Origin of the sequence: Citricoccus alkalitolerans, assembly GCF_039528175.1 — a bacterium.
In the GTDB taxonomy this organism is placed as follows: Bacteria; Actinomycetota; Actinomycetes; order Actinomycetales; family Micrococcaceae; genus Citricoccus; species Citricoccus alkalitolerans.
The window spans coordinates 1,028,227-1,032,395 of sequence record NZ_BAAALH010000001.1; the positions used below are offsets into that span (position 1 = coordinate 1,028,227).

The 4,169-nt window shown below is 69.7% G+C and carries 3 protein-coding genes; all 3 read left to right on the plus strand.

Features of this window, described 5'->3' with window-relative positions:
* On the plus strand, nt 1-2,147 hold a 2,147-nt coding region (locus ABD134_RS04600; RefSeq protein ID WP_344227091.1), incomplete at its 5' end, for a DEAD/DEAH box helicase.
* Entirely contained in the window at nt 2,144-3,280 is a 1,137-nt protein-coding gene (locus ABD134_RS04605; RefSeq protein WP_344227093.1) for a hypothetical protein, read from the plus strand. The genes ABD134_RS04600 and ABD134_RS04605, both read left to right, overlap by 4 nt.
* Before the next feature lie 85 nt (nt 3,281-3,365).
* Nucleotides 3,366-4,097 carry a polyprenol monophosphomannose synthase gene (locus ABD134_RS04610; RefSeq protein WP_344227094.1) on the plus strand — a complete coding sequence of 244 codons (732 nt, stop codon included), beginning with the start codon at nt 3,366-3,368 and terminating at the stop codon, nt 4,095-4,097.
* Nucleotides 4,098-4,169 lie beyond the last annotated feature (72 nt).

A 4,169-nucleotide genomic window follows, 5' to 3' on the forward strand; every position in this document is an offset into this window, starting at 1 on the left:
GCCAGCCCCGGAACCGCCGGGGGGCCGGCCCGGCCCCCTATGGCCGGGGCGAGCACACCTCCACCACCCGCTACGGCGGCGGCGCGTCCGCTCCCTCGCAGGCCTCCTCCGACGGTGGTCGGCCGGGGGACCCCCAGCGCCACCACGGACAGCTCCGCATCTCCCGCCCGGGCATGGTCCGTGTGCTCGAGCGGGAGGGTCTGCTGCCCTGCATCACGTTCATCTTCTCCCGGGCGGGGTGTGACGGCGCCGTGGAACAGTGTCTGGCCGTCGGGCTGGACCTGACGACGCCGGGGGAGAAACAGCAGATCCAGGCGATGGTCGACGAGGCCGGTCAGTCCCTGCCGGCCGAGGACCTGGACGTTCTGGGCTTCTGGGGCTGGCGCGACGGGTTGTCCCGGGGGTTCGCGGCCCACCACGCCGGGATGCTCCCACCCTTCAAGGAAGTGGTGGAGAGACTCTTCGGCCTCGGGCTCGTCAAGGTCGTCTTCGCCACGGAGACGCTTGCACTGGGTGTCAACATGCCGGCCCGGACCGTGGTCCTGGAGAAGCTGGAGAAGTACAACGGCGAGGCCCACGTGAACATCACAGCGGGGGAGTACACCCAGCTGACCGGACGTGCCGGGCGGCGCGGCATCGATGTGGAGGGCCACGGGGTGGTCCTCTGGCGTCCGGGCCTGGACCCCGCGGCCGTGGCCGGGCTGGCCTCCCGCCGGACCTATCCGCTGAACTCCTCGTTCCGACCCACCTACAACATGTCCGTCAACCTCATCGCCCAGTTCGGCCTCGAGCGCTCCCGGACCATCCTGGAGTCCTCCTTCGCCCAATTCCAGGCGGACCGCTCGGTGGTCGGACTGGCACGGGAGGTCCGCACCCGGGAACAGTCCCTGGCCGGTTACGAACAGTCCATGACCTGCCACCTCGGCGACTTCACGGAGTACGCCCGGTTGCGCAAAGAGCTCTCGGAGGCGGAGAAGGACTCGTCGAAGGGCCGCAACCGCGCCCGCCAACGGGCCGTCAAGGACTCCCTGGCCAACCTGCTGCCGGGGGACATCATCGAGGTGCCGGGCCCGCGTCGGTTGGGCACCGCCGTCGTCGTGTTCCCCGCCGGGAACCCGGCCAACCCCCGAGTGGGCATCATCACACAGGAGGCGCAACTGCGCCGGATCGGCACGGATGATGTGACGGAGCCCGTGGACCCGGTCGGCGGGGCTCGATTGCCACAGAACATCCAGGTCAAGACCCCTACACAGCGAAAGGACATCGCCGCCGCCATGCGCACGGCCCTGCGCGAACACCGTCCGGCGCCGGGTCAGCGCACCGCGGCTGGGTTCCGATTCCAGGACGATGGCAGCACCGGCCGTGTTGAGGACCTGCGACGCCAGCTCGAACGCCACCCCTGCCACGGCTGCAAGGACCGCGAGGAGCACGCCCGCTGGGCCGAACGCTGGTGGAAGTTGCGCCGGGAGATCGACCAACTGTCCGCCCGGATCCAGGGCCGGACCAACACCATCGCCAAGGCGTTCGACCGGCTCGTGGGCCTGCTGACGACCTACGGTTACGTGGCTGTCGGGGACGGCACCCGGACCGTGCCCGGAGCCGTGGCCGGCACCGAGGACTCACCCGGCGTCACCGCCGCCGGGCAGACCCTGCGGCGCATCTACGGTGAACGGGACCTGCTGACCTCCCTGGTCCTGGAGGACGGGCTGGCGGACGGTCTCGATCCGGAGGAGCTGGCCGGCCTCGCCGCCCTGCTGGTGTTCCAGGCCAAGGGGGCCGAGAATGTCGGCGTCCCGCAGATGCCCACCCCCGCCCTCCAACACGTGCTGGAGGGTACCGCCGAGCACTGGTACGACCTCCAACTGGCCGAACGCGGGGCCCAACTTGAGCCAACCGCAGAGCCGGACCCCGGACTCGTCTGGCCCATCCACCGGTGGGCCCGCGGCCGGAACCTGAGGGACACGCTCAAGGGGACCGACCTCGCGGCGGGCGACTTCGTCCGGTGGGCCCGCCAGGTGATCGACCTGCTGGACCAGCTGGCCAAGGTGCCAGGCCGCCCCGGGCTCTCCGGCCAGTGCCGACGTGCTACGGATCTCGTCCGTCGCGGCGTCGTGGCCTACTCGGGTGTGGATAGTCTGGAGGGATGAGCACCCTCTACGTCAACGGGACCCTCCATTCCACCGCCGATCCGTACGCCACCGCCATGCTGGTGGACTCCGGTTCCGTGGCCTGGGTGGGCGCCGAGGACACGGCAGCCTCAATGCGCGCCCGTTCCGGAGCCGACTGGCAGGTCGTGGATCTGGGCGGAGCGCTCGTGGTGCCCGCCTTTGTGGATTCCCTCGTCCTGGCCCGGAACCCCACGGACCTTCACGCGCACGACGCCGGCTCGCTCACGCACGCTGCCCACGCCGGCTCCGCCGGCGTCTTCCTGTCCATCGCTTGTGGCATCGAGGCCTCCGGGGCAAATGCCACCCGGACCATTCATTACCGCGCCGTCGGGTCCGACGAGGCGGTCGGCACGGCGGAAGACATCGCGGCCGTGGTGTCCGCCGATACGGTCGCCGGACTGTCGGCCGTCGTCGGGCCCGGGGGACTGGACGCCGCGGCCGTGACCCGATTGACCGCCACCGCCACCGCCGCCGGCATCCAGCTGTACCTGTTGCCTCAGGATCCGGACGCACTGGCCGCGGTCATCTCCGCCCTCCGGTCCACGGCGGAGGCCCAGGGCACCGCCGCCCTCGGCATGGTCCGCCACAGGCTCTCCTGGAACGGCCCCATGGAGCAGGACGCCATCCTGACCCTGGCGGAGAACAGTCTGTCCTTCACGGCCGTTCCGGATGCGGACGGCACCCTGACCGCCCCGATCGCCTCTCTGTTGTCCAACGCCGTCCCGGTGTCCTTCGGCAGTGGCACCCGGGCCCCAGATCTATGGTCCGCCATCCGTGCGAGCCTCGAACATGCCGATCAGGATCAGCGGATCTCCGCCCGGTCCGGCTTCACGGCCGCCACCAAGGCCGGCCTGCGTGCCCTCCCGATGTCCATCGGGTCTGGTCTTTCCATGGCCGGCCGCATAGCGCCCTCCTCCCCGGCCACGTTCGGCATCTGGGCTGCTGAGGCCCTCAGTGTCCAGGCGCCGGACGGACGGGTGGCTGCATGGAGCACCGACACCCGGGCAGGCACACCCCTACTGCCCGTGCTCGAGGAGGGCACCACCGCACCGGAATGCCTGGCCACCCTGGTGGACGGCACCGAGGTCTACCGCTCCCCGGCGTGGACGTGATCAGCGCCGCCCAGACCGTGCACGGCTGACCGGCCTATACTTGACCCCCGATGCCATCGGACACTCCCAAAGGATTTCTTCGCCTATGCGCCTGCTGACGATCATTCCCACCTACAACGAGATCGAATCGCTGCCCCGCACGCTCGACCGACTCCGTGTCGCCGTGCCGGAATCCGATGTGCTGGTGGTGGACGATGCCTCACCGGACGGGACCGGTGACTGGGCCGACCGCGCTGCCGTGGCCGATCCGCAGATCCACGTACTGCACCGCACGCAGAAGAACGGCCTCGGCGGAGCCTACATCGCCGGCTTCCACTGGGGCCTGGACCAGGGCTACGACGTCCTGGTGGAGATGGACGCGGACGGCTCGCATCAGCCCGAGCAGCTGCCCCGTCTGATCGAGGCCATCGATCGCGCCGACCTGGTCATCGGCTCACGCCGTGTGCCGGGGGGCAAGATGGTCAACTGGCCCGCCCACCGAAAGTTGATCTCGATCTGCGGCTCCCTGTACCCGCGGGTCATGCTGGGCCTGAATCTGACCGACGTCACCGCCGGCTACCGGGCCTACCGTGCGGACACTCTGCGGGCCATCGACCTGGACGATGTGCAGTCCAAGGGCTACGGCTTCCAGGTGGACATGACCTTCCGCACGGCCCTGATGGGCAAGAAGATCGTCGAAGTGCCGATTACCTTTGTGGAGCGCGAGTATGGCGAATCCAAGATGAGCGGCAACATCGTCACCGAGGCCGTCACGTCCGTGACCCAGTGGGGACTCGCGGCCCGCTGGAACGTCCTGAAGGGCAAGTTCGGCCTCTGACCGGCGCAACCGGGGCTGCTGAAGGTCCACCACGGGGCCTCCGCCTCGCGCGGTTGACGGCCGGCATCAATG